This window comes from Streptomyces sp. iso_384 (genome assembly GCF_056172905.1).
This window is the reverse complement of the sequence record NZ_JBWBTT010000001.1, coordinates 595,042-617,562: the sequence shown is the minus strand read 5'-3', so window position 1 is coordinate 617,562 and position 22,521 is coordinate 595,042. Positions and strand designations below refer to the sequence as shown.

General features: G+C 71.1%; 25 protein-coding genes. 8 read left to right on the top strand and 17 right to left on the bottom strand.

Annotated features, from left to right (window positions below):
* Window positions 1–101 precede the first annotated feature (101 nt).
* Window positions 102–248, top strand: coding sequence for a hypothetical protein (locus AC0VY3_RS02850; RefSeq protein WP_007460445.1), 147 nt, complete (start codon window positions 102–104; stop codon window positions 246–248).
* Window positions 249–256: 8 nt separating this feature from the next.
* Here AC0VY3_RS02850 and AC0VY3_RS02845 read toward each other — a convergent pair whose 3' ends face one another.
* A complete protein-coding gene (locus AC0VY3_RS02845) occupies window positions 257–940 on the bottom strand; it encodes a UbiX family flavin prenyltransferase (protein WP_137234180.1) in 684 nt (227 codons plus the stop codon).
* Between the two features lie 121 nt (window positions 941–1,061).
* Between AC0VY3_RS02845 and AC0VY3_RS02840 the strand changes: the two genes are divergently transcribed.
* On the top strand, window positions 1,062–1,694 hold the full coding sequence (locus tag AC0VY3_RS02840; protein WP_103507521.1) for a rhomboid family intramembrane serine protease: 633 nt from the start codon (window positions 1,062–1,064) through the stop codon (window positions 1,692–1,694).
* Between the two features lie 36 nt (window positions 1,695–1,730).
* On the opposite strand, the gene mqnP is transcribed toward AC0VY3_RS02840, so the two are convergent.
* Both mqnP and AC0VY3_RS02830 read right to left on the bottom strand, forming a co-directional pair.
* The gene (mqnP, locus tag AC0VY3_RS02835; protein WP_103507522.1) at window positions 1,731–2,651 is read right to left on the bottom strand and encodes a menaquinone biosynthesis prenyltransferase MqnP; all 921 of its coding nucleotides are present in this window, start codon (window positions 2,649–2,651) and stop codon (window positions 1,731–1,733) included.
* Complete coding sequence (locus tag AC0VY3_RS02830) at window positions 2,648–4,105, bottom strand: menaquinone biosynthesis decarboxylase (RefSeq protein WP_103507536.1); 1,458 nt, start codon at window positions 4,103–4,105, stop codon at window positions 2,648–2,650. Before AC0VY3_RS02830 ends, mqnP begins: the two co-directional genes overlap by 4 nt.
* Window positions 4,106–4,259: 154 nt before the next feature.
* Between AC0VY3_RS02830 and AC0VY3_RS02825 the strand changes: the two genes are divergently transcribed.
* Window positions 4,260–4,616 carry a PLD nuclease N-terminal domain-containing protein gene (locus AC0VY3_RS02825; protein WP_475551624.1) on the top strand — a complete coding sequence of 119 codons (357 nt, stop codon included), beginning with the start codon at window positions 4,260–4,262 and terminating at the stop codon, window positions 4,614–4,616.
* A 75-nt stretch (window positions 4,617–4,691) separates the two neighbouring features.
* Here the strand turns inward: AC0VY3_RS02825 and ccsB are convergent, their stop codons facing one another.
* The 8 genes from ccsB to hemL form a co-directional block, all read right to left on the bottom strand.
* A complete protein-coding gene (ccsB, locus tag AC0VY3_RS02820) occupies window positions 4,692–5,774 on the bottom strand; it encodes a c-type cytochrome biogenesis protein CcsB (protein ID WP_103507524.1) in 1,083 nt (360 codons plus the stop codon).
* Complete coding sequence (gene resB, locus AC0VY3_RS02815) at window positions 5,771–7,558, bottom strand: cytochrome c biogenesis protein ResB (RefSeq protein WP_475548819.1); 1,788 nt, start codon at window positions 7,556–7,558, stop codon at window positions 5,771–5,773. Before resB ends, ccsB begins: the two co-directional genes overlap by 4 nt.
* A 5-nt stretch (window positions 7,559–7,563) precedes the next feature.
* The gene (locus AC0VY3_RS02810) at window positions 7,564–8,346 is read right to left on the bottom strand and encodes a cytochrome c biogenesis CcdA family protein (RefSeq protein WP_103507526.1); all 783 of its coding nucleotides are present in this window, start codon (window positions 8,344–8,346) and stop codon (window positions 7,564–7,566) included.
* Window positions 8,347–8,350: 4 nt separating this feature from the next.
* Window positions 8,351–8,953, bottom strand: coding sequence for a TlpA family protein disulfide reductase (locus AC0VY3_RS02805; RefSeq protein ID WP_103507527.1), 603 nt, complete (start codon window positions 8,951–8,953; stop codon window positions 8,351–8,353).
* A 67-nt stretch (window positions 8,954–9,020) separates the two neighbouring features.
* Complete coding sequence (locus AC0VY3_RS02800; RefSeq protein ID WP_103507528.1) at window positions 9,021–10,277, bottom strand: polysaccharide deacetylase family protein; 1,257 nt, start codon at window positions 10,275–10,277, stop codon at window positions 9,021–9,023.
* 268 nt (window positions 10,278–10,545) lie between these two features.
* Window positions 10,546–11,001, bottom strand: coding sequence for an alpha/beta hydrolase-fold protein (locus tag AC0VY3_RS02795; RefSeq protein ID WP_475551623.1), 456 nt, complete (start codon window positions 10,999–11,001; stop codon window positions 10,546–10,548).
* 305 nt (window positions 11,002–11,306) lie between these two features.
* Complete coding sequence (locus AC0VY3_RS02790; protein ID WP_475548818.1) at window positions 11,307–12,029, bottom strand: histidine phosphatase family protein; 723 nt, start codon at window positions 12,027–12,029, stop codon at window positions 11,307–11,309.
* Window positions 12,026–13,297 carry a glutamate-1-semialdehyde 2,1-aminomutase gene (hemL, locus tag AC0VY3_RS02785; RefSeq protein ID WP_103507537.1) on the bottom strand — a complete coding sequence of 424 codons (1,272 nt, stop codon included), beginning with the start codon at window positions 13,295–13,297 and terminating at the stop codon, window positions 12,026–12,028. Before hemL ends, AC0VY3_RS02790 begins: the two co-directional genes overlap by 4 nt.
* Window positions 13,298–13,628: 331 nt before the next feature.
* On the opposite strand from hemL, the gene AC0VY3_RS02780 reads away from it, so the two are divergent.
* Both AC0VY3_RS02780 and AC0VY3_RS02775 read left to right on the top strand, forming a co-directional pair.
* Entirely contained in the window at window positions 13,629–14,213 is a 585-nt protein-coding gene (locus AC0VY3_RS02780; RefSeq protein WP_103507530.1) for a hypothetical protein, read from the top strand.
* 184 nt (window positions 14,214–14,397) lie between these two features.
* Window positions 14,398–14,748 (top strand): hypothetical protein, encoded by a 351-nt coding sequence (locus tag AC0VY3_RS02775; RefSeq protein WP_103507531.1) that lies wholly within the window; start codon window positions 14,398–14,400, stop codon window positions 14,746–14,748.
* Here the strand turns inward: AC0VY3_RS02775 and AC0VY3_RS02770 are convergent.
* Window positions 14,672–15,256, bottom strand: coding sequence for a TIGR03086 family metal-binding protein (locus AC0VY3_RS02770; RefSeq protein ID WP_475548817.1), 585 nt, complete (start codon window positions 15,254–15,256; stop codon window positions 14,672–14,674). The genes AC0VY3_RS02775 and AC0VY3_RS02770 overlap by 77 nt on opposite strands.
* A gap of 85 nt (window positions 15,257–15,341) precedes the next feature.
* On the opposite strand from AC0VY3_RS02770, the gene AC0VY3_RS02765 reads away from it, so the two are divergent.
* Window positions 15,342–16,163 carry a DUF6597 domain-containing transcriptional factor gene (locus AC0VY3_RS02765; protein WP_475548816.1) on the top strand — a complete coding sequence of 274 codons (822 nt, stop codon included), beginning with the start codon at window positions 15,342–15,344 and terminating at the stop codon, window positions 16,161–16,163.
* 96 nt (window positions 16,164–16,259) lie between these two features.
* Window positions 16,260–16,994 (top strand): Mut7-C RNAse domain-containing protein, encoded by a 735-nt coding sequence (locus AC0VY3_RS02760; RefSeq protein ID WP_475548815.1) that lies wholly within the window; start codon window positions 16,260–16,262, stop codon window positions 16,992–16,994.
* Window positions 16,995–17,047: 53 nt separating this feature from the next.
* Here AC0VY3_RS02760 and AC0VY3_RS02755 read toward each other — a convergent pair whose 3' ends face one another.
* Window positions 17,048–17,662 carry a hypothetical protein gene (locus AC0VY3_RS02755; RefSeq protein ID WP_475548814.1) on the bottom strand — a complete coding sequence of 205 codons (615 nt, stop codon included), beginning with the start codon at window positions 17,660–17,662 and terminating at the stop codon, window positions 17,048–17,050.
* Window positions 17,663–17,821: 159 nt separating this feature from the next.
* On the opposite strand from AC0VY3_RS02755, the gene AC0VY3_RS02750 reads away from it, so the two are divergent.
* A complete protein-coding gene (locus tag AC0VY3_RS02750; RefSeq protein ID WP_475548813.1) occupies window positions 17,822–18,580 on the top strand; it encodes an SDR family NAD(P)-dependent oxidoreductase in 759 nt (252 codons plus the stop codon).
* Window positions 18,581–18,631: 51 nt separating this feature from the next.
* Here AC0VY3_RS02750 and AC0VY3_RS02745 read toward each other — a convergent pair whose 3' ends face one another.
* Genes AC0VY3_RS02745 through AC0VY3_RS02730 form a run of 4 tightly spaced genes read right to left on the bottom strand, consistent with a single transcriptional unit; the run spans window position 18,632 to window position 22,521 of the window.
* The gene (locus AC0VY3_RS02745; protein WP_475548812.1) at window positions 18,632–19,621 is read right to left on the bottom strand and encodes an endonuclease/exonuclease/phosphatase family protein; all 990 of its coding nucleotides are present in this window, start codon (window positions 19,619–19,621) and stop codon (window positions 18,632–18,634) included.
* 19 nt (window positions 19,622–19,640) lie between these two features.
* A complete protein-coding gene (locus AC0VY3_RS02740; RefSeq protein ID WP_475548811.1) occupies window positions 19,641–20,714 on the bottom strand; it encodes an ABC transporter ATP-binding protein in 1,074 nt (357 codons plus the stop codon).
* Complete coding sequence (locus tag AC0VY3_RS02735) at window positions 20,711–21,559, bottom strand: ABC transporter permease (protein WP_242735062.1); 849 nt, start codon at window positions 21,557–21,559, stop codon at window positions 20,711–20,713. Before AC0VY3_RS02735 ends, AC0VY3_RS02740 begins: the two co-directional genes overlap by 4 nt.
* Entirely contained in the window at window positions 21,547–22,521 is a 975-nt protein-coding gene (locus AC0VY3_RS02730; protein WP_475548810.1) for an ABC transporter permease, read from the bottom strand. The genes AC0VY3_RS02735 and AC0VY3_RS02730 overlap by 13 nt, the downstream gene beginning before the upstream one ends.

Below are 22,521 nucleotides of genomic sequence, written 5' to 3'. Positions count from 1 at the left end.
TTCAGCAGTACCGCGAGTTTACGTGTAGAATCTAAGGCACGCAGGGTCGACACCCTGCAAATCTTCTAGAACATCCAAGAAACGCTTTCGAATCTTCAGGAGTGAACTTCACCGTGTACACGATCGAGATGGCCTACGCCCGGATGCGCGAGCTGCAGGACCTGGCCAACCGCTCGCGTGCCCACCAGCCCGCCGCCGCCCACCGCGTCGACAAGACCCGCACCCCGCGCGCGCACAAGAAGCGCTGACCAGCGGCCTAGCGGTCCTGCGGACCCCGGGAGCCACCGAGCTCTCCTTCCCACCGGCGGTACAAGCGGTGCGGCACACCTGCCGCGTCCAGCACCCGCCCCGCGACGAAATCCACCAGGTCCTGGATGTGCGTCGCACCCGCGTAGAACGCCGGAGAGGCGGGCAGCACGACCGCGCCCGCCTCGTCCAGGGCCACCATCTGCTTCAGCGTCTGGCCGCTCAGCGGGGTCTCGCGCACCGCGACGACGAGCGGGCGGCGCTCCTTGAGCGTCACGCTCGCGGCCCGCTGGAGCAGATCCTTCGACAGACCGAGCGCCACTCCGGCCACACAGGCCGTCGAGGCCGGCACGATCAGCATCCCCTTCGCCGGATACGACCCGGAGGACGGCCCGGCGGCCAGATCACCGGCCGGCCAATGGCGTACGCGCTCCAGCTCCGCGTCGCCCACCGCGAACGCGTCCGGCTTCCCGTCGGCGCCACGATCCAGCCAACCGCGCAGATCCTCGCGCCAGTGCCCGTCCCGGAACGCGATGCCGGTCTCGTCCAGCAGGGTGAGCCGCGAGGCCCGGCTCACCACCAGGTCCACGCTCTCACCGGCCGCCAGGAGCCCGCGCAGAACGGCGGCCGCGAACGGGGTACCCGAAGCACCGGACACCCCGACAATCCAAGGCCGCCGCTGCTGATGAGTCACTGAAGTCCTGGATTCCACACCTGCGAGCCTATCCGGCACGCCCCCGCACCCGGCACCCGGAACCGGGCAGGCGCCCCGGACGTTCTCCGGGTGACGGGCAACCCGGGGGCAGGGGCAGACCATGGGCGATTACTGGACCACCGACCGCACCGCGGACAACGGCACCACCGGCAGCGCGCGGGCCCTGACCGCAGGGCTCCTGATGGCGGGCTGGGTGGCCCTCCTGTGGATCCTCGAAGGCATCGACACGGCCTCGGGCCACGCCCTGGACACGTACGGCATCAGCCCGCGCGAGCTCTCCGAGCTGCGGGACGTGGTGCCCGCCGCCTTCCTGCACAGCGGCTGGGAGCACGTGGCCTCCAACAGCGTCCCGCTGCTGGTCCTCGGCTTCATCACCGCCCTCGCGGGGCTGCGCAGGTTCGCCGCCGTCGTCGTGACGATCATCCTCGCCAGCGGTCTCGGCGTCTGGCTGACCGCCCCGGCGAACACGATCACGCTCGGCGCGTCCGGCGTGGTCTTCGGGCTGCTCGGCTATCTGCTGGTCCGCGGTTTCGTGGACCGCCGGCCCCGGGACGTCCTCATAGGCATCGGCGTCGCCGTGGTCTACGGCTCGCTGCTGTGGGGCGTCCTGCCCACCCAGTCGGGCGTCAGCTGGCAGGGGCACCTGTTCGGGCTGATCGGCGGGGTGGCGGCGGCGTTCCTCTTCCGCCGGCCGTCCACGCGTCGAGGCCCGGACAACCTGGTCACGGTCTGACCCCTGATCCGCCCGGGACTCCGGTCCTCGCGGGGATCACGGAGTCAGGCCGCGCGACAGCAGATCCAGCAGCGCGCAGGCGAACAGCGCGATGCCGATGAAGCCGTTCACCGAGAAGAACGCCCGGTTCAGCCGGGACAGATCGTGCGGCCGCACCACACGGTGCTCATAGACGAACGCCACCGCGACGACCGTCATACCGATCCAGTAGAAGACCTCGGCGTCCGTCGCCAGCCCGAACCACACCAGCAGCCCGGTCGTGACCGCGTGGCACACCCGCGCGCCCCACAGCGCGGCCGGAATGCCGAAGCGCGCCGGGAAGGAGAACACCCCGTGGGCCCGGTCCGCAGCCACGTCCTGGCAGGCGAAGATCAGGTCGAAGCCGCCGATCCAGATGCCCACGGCGAGCCCGAGGATCACCGCGTCCCACGACCAGCTGCCGGTCACCGCGAGCCAGGCGCCGACCGGGCCGATGGCCTGCGCCAGGCCCAGGATCGCGTGCGGGAAGTTCGTGAACCGCTTGCCGTACGGGTAGACCACCATCGGCACGACGGCCAGCGGTGCGAGGGCCAGGCACAGCGGGTTGAGCAGGGCCGCCGCGCCCAGGAAGACCGCCAGCGCGACGATCGCGCCGGTCCACGCGGACCGCACCGACACCGCGCCGGTCACCAGCTCGCGGCCGGCGGTGCGCGGGTTCCGGGCGTCGATCTCCCGGTCGATGATCCGGTTGGCGGCCATCGCGAAGGTCCGCAGCCCCACCATCGCCAGCGTGACGAGGAGCAGGACGCCCCAGTGGATGGTGCCGTCCAGCAGGAACATCGCGGTCAGCGCGGCGATGTACGCGAAGGGCAGCGCGAAGACCGAGTGTTCGATCATCACGAGCCGCAGGAAGGCCTTGACCTTGCTGCTGGAGGGTGCGGGGCCCTGGACGGACGCCGCTTCTGCCGCACTGCTCACAGCCCGTATTCCTTCCACCGGCGGTCGACCTTCGCCGCCGTCTCCGGATCGGAGACGACCATCTCCGGCCAGCCCCCGTCCCGCGTGTAGCCCTCCGTGGGCAGCTTCTTCGTGGCGTCGATGCCGGCCTTGCCGCCCCAGAACTGCTGGTACGAGGCGTGGTCCAGGTGATCGACGGGCCCCTCGGTGACCACCAGGTCGCGGGCGTAGTCGGTGTTGCCGAGCGCCCGCCAGGCGACCTCGTGCAGATCGTGGACGTCGCAGTCGGAGTCGACGACCACGATCAGCTTGGTCAGCGACATCATGTGCGCGCCCCAGATCGCGCTCATCACCTTCTGGGCGTGCTTCGGGTACTTCTTGTCGATCGAGACGATCGCGCAGTTGTGGAAGCCGCCCGACTCCGGCAGGTGGTAGTCCACGATGTCCGGCACGATGATCTTCAGCAGCGGCAGGAAGAACCGTTCCGTGGCCCGGCCCAGCGGCCCGTCCTCGGTCGGCGGGCGGCCCACCACGATGGACTGGAGCAGCGGCCGCTTCCGCATGGTGACGCAGTCGATGGTCAGTGCGGGGAACGGTTCCTGCGGGGTGTAGAAGCCGGTGTGGTCCCCGAACGGGCCCTCCGGCAGCATCTCGCCCGGCTCCAGCCAGCCCTCGATGACGACCTCCGCCTGCGCGGGAACCTGGAGCGGCACGGTCTTGCAGTCGACCATCTCGATCCGCTTGCCCTGGATGAACCCGGCGAACAGATACTCGTCGATGTCTCCGGGCAGCGGCGCGGTGGAGGCGTACGTCACGGCGGGCGGTGCGCCGAAGGCGATGGCGACGGGCAGCCGCTCACCGCGCCGCGCCGCGACCTGGTAGTGGTTGGCGCTGTCCTTGTGGATCTGCCAGTGCATCCCGATGGTGCGCTTGTCGTGGCGCTGGAGCCGGTAGAGGCCCAGGTTCCGGACGCCGTTCTCGGGGTGCTTGGTGTGGGTGAGGCCGAGGTTGAAGAACGAGCCGCCGTCCTCGGGCCAGGTGAACAGCGCGGGCAGCTTGTCCAGGTCGACGTCGTCGCCGGTCAGCACCACTTCCTGGACGGGCGCGTCGCCGGACTTCACCTTCTTCGGCGGCACGTGCACCATCGAGCCGAGCTTCCCGAAGGCCTCCCGTACGCCGACGAAGCCCTGCGGCAGCTCCGGCTTGAGGAGCCCGCCGATCTTGTCGCTGATGTCGCTGTACGACGTGAGGCCCAGGGCTTTCAGGAGCCGCCGGTCGGTACCGAAGACGTTCATGGCCAGGGGCATCGAGGACCCCTTGACGTTCTCGAACAGCAGGGCGGGGCCGCCGGCCTTGTTGACCCGGTCGACGATCTCACCGACCTCCAGGTGGGGGTCGACCTCGACCTTGACGCGCTTGAGATCACCATCGCGCTCAAGAGCCCGGAGCAGGGAGCGAAGATCGTCGTAAGCCATGCCGTCCAGTTTGTCATCCCCGCCCCCGCGGCCCCGCCGGGGCTCCCCCGTCCCGCGCCCCGGTTCCTTCATGCCGAGCCGGTACCCTGGCCGCGATACGGGGCAATCGTCCCGCCCGCCGCCACTTCCTGGGGGACGCACCATGAGAGCCCTGATGTTCATCGTGCCGCTGGCTCTGACGATCTACGCGTTCATCGACTGCCTGAACACCTCGGAAGAGGACACCAAGCACCTGCCGAAGATCGCCTGGGTCTTCATCATCCTGCTGTTCTGGATCGTCGGCCCGGTCGTCTGGCTCATCGCGGGCAAGGTCCGCCACACCACGGCCGAAGGCGCCGGGCCCTCCTCGTGGCAGCGCAACAGGCGGCAGCAGTGGGTGGCCCCGGACGACAACCCGGACTTCCTGAAGTCCCTCAAGGACAACCGGAAGCCCGAGGCGGAGGCCGAGGAGGAGCCGGGCCGTCGCGACGGCGGCACGGGCCCCGACGACAAGACCCCGCCCACGTCCTGACGGCGCACCACCCCATGCGAAAGGCTCCCCGGACGGGATTCCGTCCGGGGAGCCTTCGCGTCGTGCCCGGGTCGCTCAGACTCCCGCGTAGGAGTGCAGGCCGGAGACGAAGATGTTCACGCCGTAGTAGTTGAACAGCCAGCAGGCGAAGGCGACGAGCGCCAGGTAGGCGGCCTTGCGGCCCTTCCAGCCGGCGGTGGCGCGGGCGTGCAAATAGGCGGCGTAGGCGACCCAGGTGATGAAGGACCAGACCTCCTTGGGGTCCCAGCCCCAGTACCGGCCCCAGGCGTCGCCCGCCCAGATCGCGCCCGCGATGATCGTGAACGTCCACAGCGGGAAGACGGCCGCGTTGATCCGGTACGCGAACTTGTCCAGCGAGGACGCCGAGGGCAGCCGCTCCAGGACGGAAGAGGCGAACTTCCCGGGCTCGCCGCCGGACGCGAGCTTGTTCTCGTAGCTGTCGCGGAAGAGGTAGAGGACCGTGCCGACCGCGCCGAGGTAGAAGACGGCGCCGCAGATGATCGCGGTCGAGACGTGGATCCACAGCCAGTACGAGTGCAGCGCGGGCACCAGCTGGTCGCTGTCGGTGTAGAGCGTCGTGACCGCGATGCCGAGGTCGAGCAGGACCGTGGTGACCAGCGGCAGCCCGATCCAGCGGACGTTCTTCTTCAGCGCGAGCAGCACCAGGTAGGAGCCGACCGCCACCGTGGAGAAGGTGATGGAGAACTCGTACATGTTGGCCCAGGGGGCGCGCTGCACGGACAGGGCGCGGGTGACGACCCCGCCCGCCTCGACGAGGAACGCCACCACGGTCAGCGAGACCGCGATCCGGCCCCACAGGTCGCCCTTGAACGTGCCGCCGGCCGCGCCCGGGCCGTCGGGCACATCACGCGTACCGGCGGCGGAGCGCGTGACGACCTCGGGCCGCTCCAGCACGGCGGTGCCGCCGGCCTGGGTCTTCACCACCGGGGCGGTGGCGGAGGCGGCCGTTCCGGAGGCGGACAGTGCGGCGGCCGTACGGCCGACCTTGCTGCGGCTGCCGAGGACCCACTCCGCGATGTGCGCGAAGAAGGCCAGGGTGTAGACGGCCATCGACGAATAGATCAGCACATTGCTGGTGTGCGCCAGGCTCTCGTTGGTTGCGGCGGCGAGATTCACTTCTCAGCCCCTTCGGCAGGTGCTTCGGCAGGGTGTACGGGCCGGCTCCCGGCCTCGTTGGTGGCATCGGGTCCGTCCGTGGACGTGGACGCGGACGCCGCAGGTTTCTCCGGCGCGACCGGCGCGGTGGTGACGAGAGCGGCCGCGAGGTCGCCCAGTTCCTCGGGGAGCTTCGCGGACTCGCTGCGGCCCAGGCCCGCCATCTCCACGACCGTGACGCCGTCGGCGCCCCGGACCGCCCGCACCCACACGCGGCGGCGCTGGATGAACAGCGATCCGGCGAGTCCGGCGATGGCGGCGACGGCTCCGGCGAGCGCCCAGCCGGTGCCCGGCTGCTGCGAGATCTGGAAGCTGGCCCACTCCTCGACGCCGTCGAAGGTGATCGATCCGGCGCCGTCGGGCAGATCCAGCTTCTCGCCGGGCATCAGCATCTTCTTGAGCAGCTCGCCGTCCTTGTCCTTGAACTCCTTCATCTTGGACGTGTCGAGCTGGTAGACGTTCTGCGCCAGCCCGGAGTCGACGCCGAGGGAGCCCTGGTAGGCGCTGAGCGCCAGCACCGGGAAGTCCAGACCGGGGAACTGCGAGAACATCTGGCCCTTGCCGTGACCGGCGAAGGTCGGCACGAAGAACGCCTTGAAGCCCAGCTGGGTCTTGACGCCCTTCTTGTCCTTGTAGCCGTCCATCACCTTGATCGCGCCGGACGAGGTGATGTTGTTGTCGATCGGCAGCAGCGGCACGGCGGACTTCGAGACGACCTTGCCCGAGCCGTCCCGGACGGTGACGACGGGCGCGTAACCGTGGGCGATCAGATAGACCTTGGTGCCGTCCACGACGAGCGGTTCGTTGACCTTGATGACGCCCTTGCGCTCCGCCCCGTCGGCCCCCTCGGTGTACGTCACCCGGGCCTCGAAGGTGCGCGGGGTGCCGCGCTGCGGGCCGCTCTTCTCGTACGTACCGACGAAGTCGTCCAGCACGAAGCTGAACGGGGCCAGCGAGTCGGAGTCGTAGAGCGAGCCCGACCTGAAGTCGTCGTACTGGGTGAGCGTGTTGGAGAAGCCGTCACCCTCGACGACCAGCTTGCCGCCCTCGGACTTGAAGAGCTGCCCGGAGGCGAAGGCGATCAGCATCACGATCAGGGCGATGTGGAAGACCAGGTTCCCGGCCTCGCGGAGGTAGCCCTTCTCGGCGGCGACCGCGTCGTCCACCTCGTGCGTACGGAAGCGGCGCTTGCGCAGCACGGCGAGGGCCGCCTCGCGGACCTTCTCGGGCTCGGCCTCGGTGCGCCAGGTGGTGTGGGCGGGCAGCCGCGTCAGCCGCTTCGGCGCGCCCGGCGGGCGGCTGCGCAGCTGGCCGACGAACTGGCCGGTGCGCGGCACGATGCAGCCGATGAGCGAGACGAACAGCAGGATGTAGATCGCGGAGAACCACACCGAGCTGTAGACGTCGAAGAGCTGGAGCTTCTCGTAGACCGGGGTGAGGGTGGTGTGCTGGTCCTTGAAGGCCTGCACCTTCATGTCGTCGACGCTGTTCTGCGGGATCAGCGACCCCGGGATCGCGCCGAGGGAGAGCAGGAACAGCAGGATCAGCGCCACCCGCATCGAGGTGAGCTGCCGCCAGAACCAGCGGATCCAGCCGATCACGCCCATCGCGGGCACGGCCGCCCCGGTGTCGGGGCGCTCCTCGCGGGGTGCGGTGGAGAGCCGGTCGCCGGCCGCGCCGTGGGCGGAGCCCTGCGCCGACTCGTCCGCGCGCAGCCGCGTCCCGGTGCTGTTCGCCTTGCTCATTGGACTCAGATCCCTACAACGAAGCCGCTGGACCAGCTCTGCATGTGCTGCATGAGCGTGGCCCACGCACCGGTCAGCAGCAGGATTCCGGTCACGATCATCATGCCGCCGCCGATCCGCATCACCCATGCGTAGTGGCGCTTGACCCAGCCGAACGCGCCGAGCGCCTTGCGGAAGGCGACAGCGGCCAGGACGAACGGGACACCGAGTCCGAGACAGTACGCGACGGTCAGTATCGCGCCACGTCCGGCGGTGGCGCTCTCGGTCGACAGCGCCAGTACCGAGGCGAGGGTCGGGCCGATGCACGGCGTCCAGCCGATCCCGAAGAGCGCGCCGAGCAGCGGCGCGCCGGCCAGTCCGGCCGCCGGCCGCTTGTGGAGGCGGAACTCGCGCTGCGTCACGCCCGGCAGGAGCCCCATGAAGAAGACGCCCATGAGGATCATCAGCACGCCGAGGACCTTGTTGAGCACCTCGGCGTGCATCTGGAGCTCTTGGCCGAAGTAGCCGAAGAGCGCGCCGGTGGAGGCGAAGACCACGGTGAAGCCGAGGACGAACAGCGAGGCGCCCGCCACCACCCGGCCCCGGCGCGCGTCGGCCAGGTCGGTGCCGCTGACTCCGGTGACGTAACTGAGGTAGCCGGGGACGAGGGGCAGGACGCAGGGGGAGAAGAAGGAGATGAGACCGGCCAGCAGGGCGAGCGGCAGAGCGACCAGCAGGGCCCCGCTCAGGACGGTGTCGTTGTACGCGGCCAGCGTGACGGTCTCGTGGTGGGCGGCGAGCAGGGTCACCGGATCACTTCTCCGCGATGATCGGGTCGATCATCTTGCGCAGCTCGTCCGCGTTCAGCGCCTGGAGCGTGCGGGCCGCGATCTTCCCGTCCCGGTCGATGACCACGGTGGACGGGATGGCCTGCGGGTTCAGGGTGCCCTTGGGGAAGCGCAGGATGAGCTTGCCGATCGGGTCGTAGAAGCTGGGGTACTTCACCCCGTAGTCCTTCTCGAAGTTGATCGCCTTGTCCCGCTCGGGGTCCCGGGTGTTTATCCCGACGAACTGGACGCCCTGATCCTTCGTCTCCTCGGAGACCTTCGCGAAGTACTTCGCCTCCAGGCGGCAGGGGCCGCACCAGGAGCCCCAGGCGTTGAGCACGACGACCTTGCCCTTGTAGTCCGCGACGTCGAGCGGCTTGCCGTCCAGCCCCTCACCGTCGAGCTTCGGCGCGGCCACCCGGTCCGCCTTCGCGACCGTGGAGATGCCGCCGCTGCCGGTGATGAAGTTGGTGTTGCCGCCGCCCCCGGCCTTGTTGCCGCCGCCGCACGCGGACAGCGTCAGGGCACCGGCCACAGCGGTGGCGGCGAGCAGGGTGAAGCGGCGTCGGGACGCGCGGCCAAAGCTCATGTGAAAAGTTTCGCATGGCAGTTTCCGGGCCTTGCCGCGCCCCCCTCGCTGCCCGTAAAGCCCCTTGTCAAGCCTGATTAAAGAAGGAGTTCCAGCCGCCCGCGGGCGCCTGCCCGACGTCCAGCGTGCGGAGCTTGGCGAGAACGGCGGGATCCTGTGCGTCGAGCCAGTCGACGTACTGCCGGAACGAGACGAGGCGCACGTCGTCCTTGTCCGCCACCTTCTTGATCACTTCTTCCACGGCGTCCATATAGATGCCGCCGTTCCACTCCTCGAAGTGGTTGCCGATGTAGAACGGCGCACGATTCGAGTCGTAGGCGCGCTGGAAACCGGCGAGATAGGCGTCGGTCGCCTGCTTGCGCCAGCCCGGATAACGCGAGGGCATGCCCTTGGTCGAATTCTGCGACTGGTTGGCGAGGATGTTGTAGTCCATCGAGAGCACCTCGAAGGAGTGCCCCGGGAACGGCATCGCCTGCAGCGGCAGATCCCAGACGCCGCCGCGCTTCACGGGCCAGGTCTGACGGCCGCCGGGCGAGCTGGCGTCGTAGCGCCAGCCCAGCTTGCTCGCGGTCGGCAGGAGATTGTCCTGGCCGAGCAGACAGGGGGTGCGGCCGCCGACCAGTTCCTTGCGATAGTCGAACGGGAGCGGGTCCTCGTTCTCCCAGCCGGTGTTGGTCCGCCATTCCGTGACGAAGGACACAGCCTGATTGATCTCGCTGTGCCATTGGGCCGGAGTCCAGCGCTCCACGGATCCGGAACCGCCGCAGAAATGCCCGTTGAAGTGGGTGCCGATCTCATGGCCGTCCAGCCATGCCTGGCGCACGTACTTCAGCGTGTCCTTGACGTGGCCGTCGGTGAGATAGCCGATGTCGGAGGCGCCGCGGGGGTTGTTCGGCGGACGGTAGAGGGATTTCTTCGACTCGGGCAGCAGATAGATCCCGGAGAGGAAGAACGTCATCGCCGCGTCGTGTTCCTTGGCGAGTTCGAGAAAGCGCGGGAAGAGCCCGTTGCCGACCTCGCCCGCACCGTCCCAGGAAAAGATCACGAACTGCGGGGGCTTCTGGCCGGGTTCGAGCGGGACGGGTGCCGGCGGCTGGTGGGGCTGCTTGCCGGTGTCGGCGGTCGAGCCGTCACCGATCAGCCGGACCTTGTTCTTCGGCGAGCCGTTTCCGCTTCCGTTGCCGCCGGTCCCGGCGTCGCCCTTGCCGCCCTGTCCGGACCCTCCGTCGCCGGAGGAGCCCGAGGCGCCACAGCCGGCGAGTCCGATCGCGGCTGCGGCCCCGAGACCCGCCCCGAGCAGGCCCCTTCGATTGATGTCGCGCATACCGTCCCCATCTGCGGTCGTTTTATCTCAAGCCCATACAAACTACTGAAGGGTTAGATGAGGCGCGTAACACGTCGGTTCCGTGCATTTGGGGACTTTCTTTACGCTTTACCTTGCCGGCCGACGGCCGATCTTGGCGCTACGTCCGTACGGTGTTCGCACGCCCTTACGAGCAACTCTGCTGAGGGACGCGCGGACGGCCCTCCGCAGTTCTGCCGTCGGCCGGCGGATCGCCGGCCGACGGGTCGGATTCCCTGAAACCTCGAACTCATGCGCGGGCGTGAAGACCGCCCGCCGGCCGTTCCTGCCGGAAGGTCTCCACCAGGGCGTCGGCCAGGAGTCCCTGCCAGCAGGCGTGGTCGCGGCCGCCGTTGTGGACGGTGCGGAGGACCCGGTGCCCCCGGGCGCGCAACACCGCGACGAGGGCCTCACCGTGCTCGGCGGCCGCGGCCCCGTCGTGCAGGCCGAGGCCGAGATGGACGACGGGCCGGGCGCCCGCGCCGCCGCCCGTACGCGGCCCGAAGCCGCCCGTGGGCAGCTTCCCGCCGTCCGAACGCCGCTCCCCGCCGTCCGAACGCCGCTCCCCGCCGGGCGACCGTCCCGGCGACGGCGACCGGACGAGCACCCGGCCGAAGCGTTCGGGCCGGGTGAGACCGGCGTACAGCGCCGCCGCACCGCCGGACCCCTGGCCGGAGACGGCGGTACGGTCCGCGTCGGCGGTCAGCGGCCACCGGGCGCGCGCCCAGGGCAGCGTTCACCGCTGCCGCAGTGATCACGACGGCCACCGCCGCCGCCCGCACGACCGGGCCCGATGGGACGCCGTCCCGCCCACCTGAGGTCAACTTAGCTTAGCCTAAGCTAACTAAAAGGGAGCTTGGCTTTCCATGATCCGGCCAGACTCTGACGGCCCGGCACATCGCCCTCGTACCAAGGGGACGGGACCGGCCGCCGTTGCTTCGGCGGCCGGTCCCGTCATGTCCCGCATGTTCGTTTCAACGGCCACGGCCGCTGCTGGAGCTACGGCTGCGGCTATGCGCCGAACGCCTTGGACTGCCCCGGCTTCCCCTTCACCGGCTTGGCCCCGGCCAGCAGGTGCGCGGGCACCAGGTCCCGGGCCGGTTCCGAGTAGCCGACCGAGACGATCGTGTCGCCCCGGTAGGTGAAGGTGGTCAGCGAGGCCAGCGTGCACTGCCGCTTGCGCGGGTCGTGCCAGAGGCGACGACGCTCCACGAAGGAGCGCAGGATCCAGATCGGCAGCTGGTGGCTGACACAGACCGCCTCGTGCCCGCGCGCCGCGTCCCGGGCGGCGTCGATCGCGCCCATCATCCGCACGACCTGCTCGACGTACGGCTCGCCCCAGGACGGCTTGAACGGGTTGGTGAGGTGCTTCCAGTTGTCCGGCTTGCGCAGCGCGCCGTCGCCGACGCCGAAGGTCTTGCCCTCGAAGACGTTGGCGGCCTCGATCAGCCGGGCGTCGGTGGCCAGGTCCAGGCCGTGTGCCTTGGCGATGGGCGCGGCCGTCTCCTGGGCGCGCTCCAGCGGGGAGGCGACGACATGGGCGATGTCGCGCTTCTCCAGGTGCTCGGCGACCCGGTCGGCCATCTGCCGGCCGAGGTCGGAGAGGTGGTAGCCGGGGCGGCGGCCGTAGAGCACACCGTCCGGGTTGTGGACCTCGCCGTGCCGGACCACGTGCACCACGGTCAGCTGCTCGTCGCGGTCGACGCTTTCGGGGCCGGTGTTCTTCCCGCTCATGCGGTGGCCTCCGATGCGGCGCGGGCGGCGGCGGGCAGGGCGGCCGCGATGCGCTCGATCGCCCGCTCGTCGTGGGCCGTGGAGACGAACCAGGACTCGAACGCCGAGGGCGGCAGATAGACGCCCTGCTCCAGCATGGAGTGGAAGAACGCGGTGAAGCGGAAGACGTCCTGCTTCTTGGCGTCGTCGTAGTCGCGCACCGGCTGATCGGTGAAGAAGACCGAGAACATGTTGCTCGCGGCGGACACGGTGTGCGCGACGCCCTCCTTGGCGAGCGCCGCGCCCACCAGGGAGCGCAGCTCGGCGGAGACCGCGTCGATCTTCGCGTACGCCGCGTCGTCCAGCAGCCGCAGCTGGGCGAGCCCGGCGGCGGTGGCGACCGGGTTACCGGAGAGGGTGCCCGCCTGGTAGACCGGGCCGGCCGGGGCCAGGTGCGCCATCACGTCGCCGCGACCGCCGAAGGCCGCGGCGGGGAAGCCGCCGCCCATCACCTTGCCGAAGGTCATCAGGTCGGGCCGGACGCCGTCGACGCCGTACCAGCCGGCCTTCGACGTACGGAAGCCCGTCATGACCTCGTCGGAGATGTACAGGGCGCCGTTGGCGGCGCACAGCTCCTTGAGCCCGGCGTTGAAGCCGTCCGCGGGCGGGACGACGCCCATGTTGCCGGGCGAGGCCTCGGTGATCACGCAGGCGATCTCGCCCGGGTGCGCGGCGAACGCGGCGCGGACCGCGTCCAGGTCGTTGTACGGCAGCACGACGGTGTCGCCGGCCGTGGCGCCCGTGACGCCCGGGGTGTCGGGCAGCCCGAAGGTGGCCACGCCCGAACCGGCGGCGGCGAGCAGCGCGTCCACGTGCCCGTGGTAGCAGCCGGCGAACTTCACGACCTTGGCCCGGCCCGTGAAACCGCGGGCCAGCCGGATCGCCGACATGGTCGCCTCGGTGCCCGAGGAGACCAGGCGGACCTGCTCGACGGGCTCGATCCGCGCCACGATCTCCTCGGCGAGCGCGACCTCGCCCTCACCCGGCGTACCGAAGGAGGTACCCCGGGAGACCGCCTCCTGGACGGCGGCGATGACCTCGGGGTGGGAGTGGCCGAGAATCATCGGCCCCCACGAGCACACGAGGTCGACATATTCACGGCCGTCGGCGTCGGTGAGGTACGGACCGGTGCCGGACACCATGAACCGGGGCGTACCGCCCACGGCCCGGAAGGCACGCACGGGTGAGTTCACGCCGCCGGGCGTCACGACGGACGCCCGGTCGAACAGCGACTGCGAAACTGGGGCTTCGTATGAATACGCCACTTTGGTCCTGATCTGCGATTCGGGTATCGGGAGGCCGGGCCGGAAATCAACGCTCAATCCCGGCCACCGGTGAGCAGGGAGCGCGCTTCCCTCGTATCACGAAAGAGCGTCGGCACCCTCACGTCTGCGAAACTGGGGCGACATAGGGAAAGCTCACACATGCCATGGTGTCAGAGGCACGGACGGTCTTGCGGACAGGTGTTTCACCGCACGCCCGCGGGGGAGGTCACTGACACGATGATCGGGTTGCGCGGCGGGGGCTGTGTCTCCTAAGAAGTAGTCGGGTGGATGAGATATGCATCGCGGTGGCGGAGTGGGCGAAGGGACCGACGGCCTGGGGCCCGAGCCTGCCCGGCGAGGGCGGCACCGGCGCAGGGCCGAGCGCGCCCAGAGCAGGGGCGCGGAGAGCACGCCGCCCCCCGGGACCAGGAGCGGGGGCGGGATGGGCGTGACGTACAAGTACTTCGGCGCCCCGGACGGCGCCACCGCCGCCCGTGTGCCCATCTCGATGCGCCCGGAGGAGCTCGGCGGTGACGAGCTGGGCATGGGCGGCATGTTCACCAAGATCAAGCCGGAGACCGTGGCCGCCATGGTCCTGACCGGAATCCAGGGCATACCCCTGCACAAGGTCCCCCCGCTGGAACTGGTCGTCCTCCACCCCGACTACGCCGTGGTCAAGCTCCCGATGACCGTCGTCGACCCGCTGCGCGGCGTCGGCGAGGAGTCGGTCGGCGCGGCGGCCTTCATCTGGTCCACGGTCCCCGACCGCGGCGGCCCGCGCGACGCCTTCAACGTCTACCAGCTGCTCCACGAGTGGCAGGACTTCTCCCACCGCCTGCACGACGCGGGGCACCAGGCGTACTGCCTGGTGTGGCCCTGACACGGCGTCCTCGGAGGCCCGAATCCGGCCGTACAGCCGGTCGAAGCGTTCAGACAGGCGCTCCCACGTGCAGGTATTCGGTCGGATCGAGCCATGTACCACGGCGAGTTTGGCCGAAGCCGGTCTTCAGTGCCACCACCTCGCGCGCCGATGCACAGGACACCGACCATCGAGGAGGTCCGCCGTGGGCGACGTTCTGCTGGCCCTGTCCATCCCCGTGCTCGTCTTCGGCGGCGGCATCTACGCGGCCTGCGACTGCTGGTGGCGCCGCAGGCACCCGGCGCCACCGTCCCCGTACACCCACCGGGCCGCCCGGCTGGCGGAGCAGGACATGCTGGTCCTGGCCGCGGACATCGTCGACGACGCGTACGCCGCCCTCGGCCCCCTCTACGACGCCCCGGCCATCACCCCGTGCCCCGCCGGACCGCCCGCCGGGCTCGCCGGACCGCCCGCCGGGTTCAGCCCCCGCTCGTCCCGGCCGGACGCCAGCCCGGATCGCGCCCCGTCACCGCCAGCAGCCGCTCGAAGGCGCTAGCCCCCTCACGCACCGGGAACGGCTCGCCGAACACCTTCATCGCGCGGGCCTGCGGGGCCATCGCCGCGAGCCCGGGGCCCACCTCGTCGAGCACGCTCTGGTCCGGCTCGAAGTCCGTGCCGGTCGCCCGCGCCAGGTCCCAGGCGTGCACGGTCAGGTCGCCGAGCACCATGAGCCCCACCGTCCGGGCCGGCAGCCCCATCTGCCCGGTCGTGCCCTCCTCGGCGCCCGGCGCGTCCCACGCCGCCACCAGCCGGTCGGTCTCCTCGGCGAACCCGGCCCGCCAGTCGCCCGTCACGAACTCCGGCTCCTGGCCGAAGTCCACCTCCTCGCGGGCCGCGAGCGCCTGGAAGTTCACCACCACCAGGAACAGGTGGTTCAGCAGCGCCCGTACGTCGTACTCGGCGCACGGCGTAGGGTCGCCCAGCCGGCTCTCGTCGATGCCCCGGACCACGGGCAGCGCCCGGGCCGCGGCGGCTTCCAGCAGTTCACTGATCTTCTGCGTCATGCCGTCCAGCCTGCGCCCGCGCCCGCCCCATGTCTTGAACAAACACGACAGGCACGCGCGGGACCCGCCGCCTAGGATCGTGGTCATGGCCGCCGGACCCCGCCGCGACACCCGGGGCATCGTCGACGCCCCGGACCTCTTCGCCCACGTACGCTTCCGCCGCCGCGAGCCCGCCGCCGCGCTGCGCCCGTACCTGGAGCACTACTGGCTGATCGACTGGGACCTCGCCGAGCCGTACGCCGCCCATGTCGTCCCGCATCCGTCGGTGAACCTGGTCCTCCAGCGCTACGAGGCCGGGGCGACCGCCGAGGAGCGGTCCGGGTACGCCGAGGTCGCGGGCGTCGACCCGGGGCTCTTCACCCGGAAGCTGGCCGGGCGCGGGCGGGTCTGCGGGGTGCAGTTCCGGCCCGGCGGCTTCCGTCCGTTCGCGCCGGAGCACGACGTATGCGACCTCACCGGACGCCGGGTTCCCGCCGCCGGGGTGCTGCGGTCGCCGCCGCCCGTCGACGCGGTCCTGGGCCCGGACGACGAGGACGCGCGGGTCGCGGCGCTGGACGCCTTCCTGCTGGGCCTGGAGCCCCGCCCCGACCCCCGGGCGACGCTGGCGATGACCGCCGTCGACCGGGCGCGCACCGACCGCACGGTGCGCCGGGCCGACCGGCTCGCCCAGGACACGGGGCTCTCCGCCCGCTCCCTGCAACGGCTCTTCGCCGCGTACGTCGGCGTCGGCCCCAAGTGGGTCATCCTCCGCTACCGCATCCACGAGGCGCTGGAGCGCGCCGGATCCGACCCGGCCGTCGACTGGGCCCGGCTCGCGACGGACCTCGGCTACAGCGACCAGGCCCATCTGGTGCGGGACTTCACCGCGACGGTCGGCGTCCCCCCGACCGCGTTCGCCCCGCGCTGACGGCGCGCGGTCGCGCACCCGCACGCCCCCCGGGCCCGCGCCCGCCCCCTGCCACATACCTGGCCGCCCGTCCCGCCCCGGTGGCATCCTGGCCGGGTGAACGGACCCGAGATCACCCTCGAAGTAGCGTCTGAGCTGCGGCTCTTCGTCCCGCACGACCGCCGTGGCGGGCCCACGCCCCTCGTCACGGACGGCTCCTCGACCCTCGGCCATGTCATCGAGTCCCTCGGCGTCCCGCTCACCGAGGCCGGAACGCTGCTGGTGAACGGCGGCCCGGTGGCCCGCTCGCATGTGCCGGGCCCCGGCGAGCACGTCGAGGTGCGTGCCGTGGAACGCCCGCAGCGGGTGCCCGGCGCGCCTCTGCGCTTCCTCCTCGACGTCCATCTCGGCACACTGGCGCGCCGGTTGCGGCTCCTGGGCGTCGACGCGGCGTACGAGAGCGAGGACATCGGCGACCCCGCCCTGGCCACCCTCTCGGCACGGGAGCGGCGCGTCCTGCTCTCCCGGGACCGCGGGCTGCTGCGCCGCCGCGAGATCTGGGCGGGCGCATACGTCTACAGCGACCGCCCCAAGGAGCAACTCCGCGACGTCCTCCGCCGGTTCGCTCCGGTTCTGGACCCGTGGACCCGCTGCACCGCGTGCAACGGCACACTGACCGGGGCCACCAAGGACTCCGTGAGCGCACTGCTGGAGCACGGCACGCAGCAGGCGTACGACGTGTTCGCCCAGTGCACGGAGTGCGACCGGGTGTACTGGCGCGGCGCCCATCACGGCCACCTGGAGACGATCGTGTCCGAGGCGGTCCGCGAGTTCGGGGGCGCGGCGGCGTAGCGGCATGACCGCGTGACGGCGAAGGCCCGCCACACTGAAGACGCCGGAAGGCGTCAGAAGGCGTACGGGTCACCCGTCGAAGGCGCCAGCACCGTGTGCGTGTCGTTCCCGGTGTCCGCGTCGCGCGCCCCGCCGCTCCACACCGTGTCGACCCGCACGACCACCTCGGCCGGGCGGCCGGCCAGCCGCAGGTCCAGCGCGGTCCGCCGGGTCTGCCCGCCCTTGGCCAGCGCGCCCGTCCCGCACAGCACCGCCGCCCTGCCGCCCCACAGGCAGCCCGGCGGAAGCTGCTGCCGCACGGCCAGCGGCTCGGAGAACCGCAGCCGCACCGTCGAGGCGGACACGTCGACGGGCCCCCGGTTCGCGGTCCGCAGCCGGATCTCCAGCTGGTCGCTCCAGAAGGCGACGTGCCCGTGATGGGCGATGTCCGCCTTGGACGCCTCGGACGCGGCGGACACGGCAGGCGCGGCGGGCCCGGCAGGGGCGACGGGTGCAGCCGGGGCCGCGGGCTCGGCGGCGAAGGTGACGGGGTCGGTGTCCGCCACCACCGCCGGCCGCGGCGCCGGCATCCGCGCCGGCACCGCCGTCGCGGCCGGCACGGTCGTCGCCGCGGCCACGGCGACGGCGACGGACAGCGGCATCAACAGTCTTCGGCTCAGCATCAGCATGCCCGGAACATACCGACCACCCCGATTAGTCCGATGAACGTACCGCCCTGACGCGCTCTCCCCCACCCGCACAGCCCACGGCCGCCCCGCGCGCCCGGCCGCCCCGCGACGCCTGCCTATCCTTTCCCCGTACCCGATCAGCTGTCCGAGGAGATCGCCATGGCCGCCACCCCCATCGCCGTCATCACCGGCGCGAGCAGCGGCATCGGCGCCGCGACCGCCCGTACGCTGGCCGCCGCCGGCTTCCGGGTCGTGCTGACCGCCCGCCGCAAGGACCGCATCGAGGCGCTCGCCGCCGAGCTCACCGAGGCCGGTCTCCAGGCGACGGCCTACGCGCTGGACGTCACCGACCGGGCGGCGGTCGACGAGTTCGCCACCGCGTTCCGCTCCCTGGCCGTCCTCGTCAACAACGCGGGCGGGGCGCTCGGGGCCGACCCGGTCGCGACCGGCGACCCCGCCGACTGGCGCCAGATGTACGAGACCAACGTCATCGGCACCCTCAACGTCACCCAGGCCCTGCTGCCCGCCCTCACCGCGAGCGGCGACGGCACGATCGTGATCCTCTCCTCGACCGCGGCGCTGTCCTCGTACGAGGGCGGCGGCGGTTACGTGGCGGCCAAGCACGGCGAACACGTCCTGGCCGAAACCCTGCGCCTGGAGATCGTCGGCACCCCGGTCCGCGTCATCGAGGTGGCCCCCGGCATGGTCAGGACCGAGGAGTTCGCCACCACCCGCTTCCGCGGCGACGCCGAGAAGGCCGCCAAGGTCTACGCGGGCGTCGACGCCCCGCTGACCGCCGAGGACGTGGCCGACACGATCGGCTGGGCCGTCACCCGCCCCAGCCACGTCAACATCGACCTCCTGGTGGTCCGCCCGCGCGCCCAGGCCTCCAACACGAAGGTCCACCGCACCCCGTGAGCGAAGGGCCCGGGACCGGCGTACCGGTCCCGGGCCCCCGCCGAACGGGCCTCAGCCCACCGTGAACGTCGTCAGGACCGCCGCGTGGTCCGTGGGCCACACGTTGCCCGCCTGGTCCGGGACCGGCTTCGGGTCGCCGTCGACGAAGGACACCGACTCCTTCACGGTCAGCTTGCCGCCCGCGTAGTCGATGAAGTCGATCCGGTCCTGCGGCTCGTCGACGCCCGTGGAGCCCTCGTGCTTCGGGTAGACCGGCGACCAGGTGGTGCCGGGCACCGCCGCCGGGTCCGGGTTGGCCTCCCGGAAGGAGTCCTTCAGACCGGCGCCCTCGAAGATCTTGGTGACGGGCCAGTCGACCTGTCCGTAACCGCAGTGGCTGTCCTTGGTCGCCTCGGTCCAGTCCAGGTGCGAGGGCGTGTTGAAGTCGCCGACGAGCAGCACCGGCGTCTCGTCCGCGGCGGCGATCTTCGGCACGAGGTCCTTGGCGATGGCCTCGGCCTGCGGGGTGCGCCCGGACTGCGCCTCCCGCAGGAAGATCTCCTCGACCGGCATCTCGTCGAAGCAGGCGTCGTACGGGCCGTACGGGTCGTAGCCGAGGTGCGCCGTCCAGAGTTCGACCTCCTGGCCGGTGGCCTCGTCGATCCGGATGCGGACGCCCGCCGCCGCCTGGCTGGTCTCCACCTCCGAGCTGAACGGGAAGCGGCTGATGATGCCCAGGTCGGCATCGGACTGCCAGTGGTCCCAGCCCAGCTCCTCCGCCAGCTCCTTCGCGGAGTGCCCGGAGGTCTCCTGGAGTCCGACCACATCGGGCCGGTGCTTCTCGATCACGGCGATCTGCTTGGCCAGACCGTCGTCGACCTTGGCCCCGCCGTGCCACAGGTTCAGGGTCATGACGCGCAGCTCGCCCGCGGCGGCCGGCCTGCCGGGCTTCGTGGCCTCGTCGGGCCCGCCCGCCGGGCCGGCGACCGCCACGGCCGCGGTCGCGGCGAGGGCGACGGCCGCTCCGGTGGCGGACAGGAACACACGGCGCTTGGCACTCACTGTTTGCTCACTCCTTCACTTACACCTTCGGGGACGGGACGACGGCGCGCTCGGCGACGAGCACGGGGTTCTCGTGCGGGGTGATCGTGCAGCGTGCTCCCGGCGCCAGTGCGGTCGCCTCCCAGCTGGGCAGGTCGGCCTTGCACCCGACGCCGGAGTCGGTGGTGAGGTGCAGCCGGGTGGTGGGCCCGAGGAAGGTCGCCACCCGTACGGTCGCGGGGGTGCCCGCCGTGTCGTCGGCGGCGCCGACCGCCAGCCCCTCGGGGCGCAGCAGTACGTCGACCTCCGCGCCGGCGGCGGGGGTCGCGCCGTGGATGGGCAGCCGCCGCCCGAACAGCTCGACGATCCCGCCGTCCCGCACGGTGCCCGGCAGCCGGTTCATGGTCCCGACGAACTCGGCGACGAAAGGCGTGGCCGGGCGGTCGTACAACTCACCGGGCGCGGCGCACTGTTCGAGCCGGCCGTCCTTCATCACGGCGACGCGGTCCGCCATGGACAGCGCCTCCTCCTGGTCATGGGTGACGAAGACGGTGGTGATGCCGAGGTCCAGCTGGATGCGCCGGATCTCCTCGCGCAGATTCAGCCGCACCTTGGCGTCCAGCGCGGACAGCGGCTCGTCCAGGAGCAGCACCTTGGGCGAGATCGCCAGCGCGCGGGCGAGCGCCACACGCTGCTGCTGGCCGCCGGACAGCTGGTGCGGGTAGTGGCCCTCGCGGCCGGGCAGGCCGACCAGCTCCAGCAGCTCCCCCGCCCGCCGCTTGCGCTCCGCGGCGCCCCGGCCCCGTACCCGCAGGCCGTACGCGATGTTCTCGGCGGCCGTCATGTTCGGGAAGAGGCTGTACGACTGGAAGACCATGCCGATGTCACGGCGGTGGGCCGGTACGGAGGTGACGTCCTGGCCGTCCATCAGCAGTTCGCCGCCGTCGGCGCTCTCGAACCCGGCGATGATGCGCAGCGCGGTGGTCTTGCCGCAGCCGGACGGGCCCAGCAGGGCCACCATCTCGCCCGGGGCGATGTCCAGATCGAGTCCGTCGAGAGCGACCGTGGAGCCGAACTTCCGGCGCAGTTGCTTGAGTTGCACGGGGACGGTCATGACACGGTCTTCTTTCGGTTCTCGCGGACGGAGCCCGGGCGCGTACGACGGCGGCTGCGGCCACCGGCCAGGGTGGTGAGCAGGAGCAGCAGCCCCCAGGTGATCAGCAGGCTGAGCATCGCGGCCGCCACCGACAGCTGGGCCTCGGAGTCCTTGATCTCCACCATCCACACGGAGAACGGGCGGTAGGAGAGCACGGAGGCGACGGTGTACTCGCCGAGCACCATGGCCAGGCTGAGCACGGCCCCGCCCACCACGGCGGTCCGCAGGTTCGGCACGATCACCTGCCACAGCGTCTGCAGGCGGGACGCGCCCAGGCTGCGGGCGGCCTCGACGAGGGTGCGCAGGTCGACGGCGCGCAGCCCGGCGTCCAGCGAGCGGTACAGGAACGGCAGGGACATGACCGTGTAGACGAGCACGAGGATCAGCGGGAAGTCCTCGTCCCGGAGGACCTGGAAGGTCATGTACAGGGGCGTGTCGGCCAGGTCCTGTTCCCAGGACAGCACCGTGGTGACGCCCGCGACCAACGCGATCGGCGGCACGACCAGCGGCATCATGCAGAGGATCTCGACGATCCGGCGCAGCCTCGGCAGATAGAGCGAGATCGCGACCAGCGTCGGCACCATCAGCAGCAGTCCGCAGACGATGGTGGCCAGCCCCAGACGTACCGAGAGCATCAGGCTGGTGGTCAGCCCCTCGGTGCCGAGCCCCTTGGTGTACGCGTCGAAGCTGATGCCCTCGACCTCGTTGACGCTGAACCAGACCGAGGCCCCGATCGGGACCAGGAAATACAGCGCGGCGAGCGGCAGGACGACGCCCCGCGAGGTGAACTTCATCCGAGCCATCGGGTGCTCCTGCGCTGCAGCGGTATCTGTACGGCCATCACGAGCAGCGCGATCACGACCATGTTGAGGCTCATGGCGAGAGCGAGGTTCTCCTGGCCCACCAGGACGTTGCCGTTGAGGGCGTTGGCGATCTGGATGGTGATCAGCGGCTGCGAGGAGCCGACCATCACGGCGGCGGTGGCGTGCGAGGCGAACGCCGTGCCGAACATCAGCACCGCGCCGCCGAGCAGCGACGGGGTCAGCACCGGGATGCCGACGTGCCGCCAGTACTGCCCCCGGGTCGCCCCGCAGGACGCGGCGGCCTCCTGCCACTGGGAGCGCAGACCGTCCAGCGCGGGCAGGACGGTCACCACCATCAGCGGCACCATGAAGTAGAGGTAGGCCAGCACCAGGCCGGTGAAGCTGTAGAGGCTGAAGCCCGTCCGGTCCAGGTGGAGCAGCTGGGTCACCGTGCCGGTGGTGCCGAGCGTCGCGATGAAGGCGAAGGCGAGCGGCGCACCGGAGAAGTTGGCGAGCACCCCGCTGGCCGAGACGACGACGCCCCGCAGCGCCGGGCGCGGGGAGCTGACGACGGCCTGCGCGATCAGGGTGCCGATCACGGTCGCCAGCAGCGCGGTCACGAGCGAGAGTTCGACGCTGCCGGTGAGCCCGGTCGCGTACGCCCCCGACAGCGATCCGCCGACGTTCTCCGTGGAGAACCGGCCCTCACCGCTCACCGGGTCGACGACGGTGAACGCCCCGTACACCATGGTCCCGGCGGGCAGCCCGAAGCACACCGCGAGAAACGCGAAGAAGGGAACGACGACGGGCCACCGGTGCCGCCGCGCGCCACGGCGGCGGCCACCGCCGTCCCGTACCGGAGGCGCGGAGCCGGCGGGGGCGGCCGGGCCCGCCGCGGGCGCGGAGGCCGCCAGGACGGCGGCTCCGCTGCCCGCGGGGGGAGGTGCGGTCTTGTCGGCCAT